Source organism: Mesorhizobium sp. M7A.F.Ca.CA.003.01.2.1 (assembly GCF_003998945.1).
Taxonomy (GTDB): Bacteria; Pseudomonadota; Alphaproteobacteria; order Rhizobiales; family Rhizobiaceae; genus Mesorhizobium; species Mesorhizobium ciceri.
Genome location: NZ_RZRA01000446.1, coordinates 1 through 4,512, shown reverse-complemented (window position 1 = coordinate 4,512; position 4,512 = coordinate 1). Strand labels below are relative to the sequence as shown.

Genomic DNA, 4,512 nt, shown 5'->3' with positions numbered 1-4,512 from the left:
GCCTTCCTGCGTACCCTTGGCCAGCCGCCGCAGGCGTTTCGGACGGCCGCCGAACACAGGGGGCTTCAGTGGGGCAGCCAAGCAGCGGCTCTGCCGGCTTAAACGCCGTTCCGGTCCAAAAGCGGACAAAACCGAATGAGCGCACTTGATCCAGACCGAAGTTTCACGAAAATCATTCCAAAGCCGGTTGCTGCCATTCAGTGCGCCACTTTCGGCCTGTTGGACTGGATATTGCGGCGCCTGGCCCAATCGCCGCAGACGACGAACCGGATAGCCATTATGAGGAGACTGTTTATAACGGTCGCTGAAATCGCGATGACCAAGGGGAGACGATGCGCTACATACGTCCGCTTTCAATAGAAGATGCCGTTGGCCAGTTGGCCGGGTCGGCTGGTACGGCCGCCATCCTCGCCGGAGGCAGCGACCTCCTGGTCAGGATGAAGGGCGGCTTTGCCGAACCAGAGTTGATCGTCGACATCAAGGCGATCGATGGCTTGAGCGAGATCCGGGAAACGGCTGAAGGCTTCAGCATCGGCGCCGCGGTCCCTTGCGCCGTCCTGGGAGAGAACACCGCCCTCAAGAAGGCATGGCCTGGTGTCGTCGAGGCGGCCAAGCTGATCGGCTCCAAGCAGGTGCAGGGCCGCTGCACCATCGTGGGCAATCTCTGCAACGCATCGCCGGCCGCCGACAGCGTGCCGGCGCTGGTTGCCGCCGGCGCCAGGGCAGTGGTCGTCGGGCCGGCGGGCCGGCGCACGATCCCCGTGCAGAGCGTGCCGACCGCGCCGGGCAAGACGTCGCTGGCCAAAGGCGAGATCATCGAGGCGATCCTGCTCGACAAGCGCGAGCCGCGGTCTGGCGATGCCTATCTGCGTTTCATTCCACGCACCGAGATGGACATCGCGGTGGTCAGCGCCGGGGTGAACCTGACGCTCGACGAGCACGGTGTCGTCAAATCGGCCCGCGTGGCGCTGGGCGCCGTGGCGGCGACGGTGCTTCTGGTCGAAGAGGCCGCGGAGGTGCTCGTCGGCTCCAGGCTGGAAGAGGCGACGCTGGAGCGGCTCGCCAAGGTCTGCGCGGGGGCCTGTCGTCCCATCGACGACAAGCGCGGCACTATCGAATTCAGACGAAAAGTTGCGGGTGTGCTGGCCCAGCGGGCCGCCACATCAGCCTATGCACGTGCAGGAGGCAAATGATGGCTGGAATTGCAGTTTCAACGACAATCAACGGCGATGCTGTCGAGTATCTGTGCCAGCCCGACGAGACGCTGCTCGACGTCCTGCGCGATCGGCTGGGGCTGACGGGCGCCAAGGAAGGCTGCGGCACCGGCGACTGCGGCGCCTGCTCGATCATCCTCGATGACCGGTTGGTGTGCTCATGCCTGGTGCTCGGCGCCGAGGCTGAAGGCCGTCGCGTCGAGACCATCGAGGGCATGGCGCATGGCGATACGCTGCACCCGCTGCAGCAGAAATTCCTCGAGCACGCCGCATTGCAATGCGGCATCTGCACTCCGGGCTTCCTGATCGCGGCCAAGGACCTCCTGGCCAAGAACCCCGACCCGACCGAGGAGGAAATCCGCTTCGGCCTTGCCGGGAACCTCTGCCGCTGCACCGGTTACGACAAGATCGTGCGCGCCGTCCAGGATGCGGCCATCGTGATGAAGGGAGCCTGAGATGAATTTCGATCCACGTTTTTCCGGACGTAAATTCGCCTCCGTCGGCACACGTCCGATCCGTCCCGACGGCATCGACAAGGTGACGGGCCGCGCGCGCTACGGCGCCGACTTCAACATGGCCGGCCAGCTGGTCGGGCGCGTTCTGAGAAGCCCGCACGCCCACGCCAGGATCGTCAAGATCGACACGTCGAAAGCGGAAAAGCTCGCCGGCGTCAAGGCGGTGATCACCGCGGCCGACCTGCCCGACCTCACCGATGGCGATGCCGCCATGTACGACGTCCTCGACAATTGCATGGCGCGCACGAAGGCGCTCTATGACGGCCACGCGGTGGCCGCGGTCGCCGCGATCGACGCCCGCACCGCCAGGCAGGCGCTGAAGCTCATCGAGATCGAGTACGAGCTTTTGTCGCACGTCACCGATGTCGACGAGGCGGCGAAGCACACGGCGCCCTTGATCAATGATGCCATCTTCACCGAGGGCCTTGAGGAAAAGCCGGTAAAACCCTCCAACGTCACCAAGCGCAGCCAGTTTGGCCATGGCGATGTCCATCAGGGTTTCGGGCACGCCGACTTCATCGTCGAGCGCTCCTTCAAGACCGAGCAGACGCACCAGGGCTATATCGAGCCGCATGCCTGCGTGGCGAATTTCAGCTCCGACGGCACCGCCGACCTCTGGGTGTGCACGCAGGGCCATTTCGTCTACCGCCAGCACTGCGCCCAGCTGCTTGGCATGGAAGCCTCGAAACTGCGCGTCACCTCCTCGGAGATCGGCGGCGGTTTTGGCGGCAAGACCCATGTCTGGGCCGAGCCGGTGGCGCTGGCGCTGTCGCGCAAGGCAGGACGGCCGGTGAAGCTGGTGATGACCCGCGACGAGGTGTTCCGCGCCTCGGGCCCGACCAGCGCCACCTCGATCGACGTCAAGATCGGCGCCCGCAAGGACGGCACCATCACCGCCGCCGAAGCGACGCTGCGCTACAGCTGCGGCCCGTATGCCGGCTCCTGGGCCGAGATCGGCGCCATGACCGCGTTCGCCTGCTACAAGCTCGATAACGTCAAGACGGTCGGCTACGAAGTGCTGGTCAACCGGCCGAAGACCGCGGCCTATCGCGCGCCTTCCGCACCCATGGCAGCCTTCGCGGTGGAAAGCGCCGTCGACGAGCTGGCCAAGAAGATCGGCATGGACCCGGTCGACTTCCGGATCAAAAACGCCGCGCAGGAAGGCACACGGTCCTCCTACGGTCCGGTCTACGGCCCGATCGGCATCGGCCCGACGCTCGAGGCGGTGAAGAGCCATCCGCACATGAAGGCGCCGCTGGGCAAGAACCAGGGCCGCGGCATGGCTTGCGGCTTCTGGTTCAACTTCGGCGGCCAGACCTGCACCGACCTCAACATCGGCATGGACGGCTCGGTCTCGCTTGCCGTCGGCACGGTCGACGTCGGTGGTTCGCGCGCGTCGCTGTCGCTGGTGGCGGCGGAGGAACTCGGCATCGACTATTCCCAGGTCAAGGCGATCGTCGCCGACACGTCCAGCCTCGGCTACAACGACATGACGGACGGCAGCCGCGGCACCTTCTCGTCTTCCATGGCAACGATCTCGGCCGCCCGCAATGCGATCAAGATCCTGCGCGAGCGCGCCGCGCAGATGTGGGACATTGCCGTCGACGACGTGGTCTGGGAGAAGGGCCACGCGATCGCCAAGGGCGAGAAGCACGGCAATCTCGGCAAGCTGTCGCTGAAGGAGATCGCGGTCGAGTCGGGCAAGACCGGCGGGCCGATCGCCGGCCACAGCGAGCTCGTCGCCGATGGCGCCGGCGTCTCCTTCGCCACCCATATCTGCGATATCGAGGTCGATCCCGATACCGGCGCCGCCAGGGTCATCCGCTACACGGTCGTGCAGGATGCCGGCAAGGCGGTGCACCCGACCTATGTCGAGGGCCAATACCAGGGTGGTGCCGCGCAAGGCATCGGCTGGGCGCTCAACGAGGAGTATATCTACGGCAAGGACGGGCGGCTGCAGAACGCCGGCTTCCTCGATTACCGCATCCCGGTCTGCTCGGACCTGCCGATGATCGACACCCAGATCCTCGAAATCCCCAACCCCAACCACCCTTACGGGGTGCGCGGCGTCGGCGAGACGTCGATCGTGCCGCCGCTGGCGGCGATCGCCAATGCGGTGTCGAATGCCGCGGGCGTGCGCATGACGCACATCCCGATGTCGCCGCCGCGCATCCTTGCCGCGATCGAGGCGGAACGGGAATGGTCGAAGTAACGCTCTGGGGCTCGCTCGCCGCGACCGCCGGAGGCAACAGCAAGGTCGAGATCGAGGCCAAGGACATAAGGGAGCTGTTCAGGAAGCTGGCTGAACAGTATCCCGGCCTCGAGCCCTTGATCGACAAGGGCATCGCCGTTGCGATCGACGGGACGATCTATCGCGATACGTGGTCGAAGAAGCTGCCGGAGGGGGCGGAGATTTTTCTGCTGCCGCGATTGGCGGGGGGGTAGGCGGACACATGGCAGGGTAAAAGGTGCACTGTCACCGTAATTCCCGTAATTCTAAGAAGGCCAAAAACCGCTGTTGGATTCGACCGGGAGGAGGGTCTGATTTGCGCCCCATGCCGGTCATCGCCACGGCTCATCGCCTCTTCTCACGAGCGGACATCTTCGCGACTAGGCTGAAGCTCGCTCGGCGCCGAGAACCCGCAGCGGAATGTCATGGACTCGATGGTCGGCCCTCTCATCTTTCCGTCCGCCCACCGCATATGCGCGACGTCGAAAACCCCGGGAAGGATTGCGTTGGAGCGGCGCTGATCAGACTGGTTGCGCCTCTTCAGTGTGGCGTG

At 65.1% G+C, this 4,512-nt stretch carries 4 protein-coding genes; all 4 read left to right on the top strand.

Going from position 1 to position 4,512, the window contains the following annotated elements:
- Positions 1-332 precede the first annotated feature (332 nt).
- The 4 genes from EN969_RS18330 to EN969_RS18315 are packed head-to-tail and all read left to right on the top strand — an operon-like array spanning position 333 to position 4,174.
- Positions 333-1,193 carry a xanthine dehydrogenase family protein subunit M gene (locus tag EN969_RS18330; protein ID WP_063168619.1) on the top strand — a complete coding sequence of 287 codons (861 nt, stop codon included), beginning with the start codon at positions 333-335 and terminating at the stop codon, positions 1,191-1,193.
- Positions 1,193-1,669: a (2Fe-2S)-binding protein gene (locus EN969_RS18325; RefSeq protein ID WP_013530647.1), complete on the top strand. Its 477-nt coding sequence runs from the start codon at positions 1,193-1,195 to the stop codon at positions 1,667-1,669. The genes EN969_RS18330 and EN969_RS18325 overlap by 1 nt, the downstream gene beginning before the upstream one ends.
- A gap of 1 nt (position 1,670) precedes the next feature.
- A complete protein-coding gene (locus tag EN969_RS18320) occupies positions 1,671-3,941 on the top strand; it encodes a xanthine dehydrogenase family protein molybdopterin-binding subunit (RefSeq protein WP_063168620.1) in 2,271 nt (756 codons plus the stop codon).
- Positions 3,929-4,174 carry a MoaD/ThiS family protein gene (locus EN969_RS18315; protein ID WP_024501711.1) on the top strand — a complete coding sequence of 82 codons (246 nt, stop codon included), beginning with the start codon at positions 3,929-3,931 and terminating at the stop codon, positions 4,172-4,174. Before EN969_RS18320 ends, EN969_RS18315 begins: the two co-directional genes overlap by 13 nt.
- Positions 4,175-4,512 lie beyond the last annotated feature (338 nt).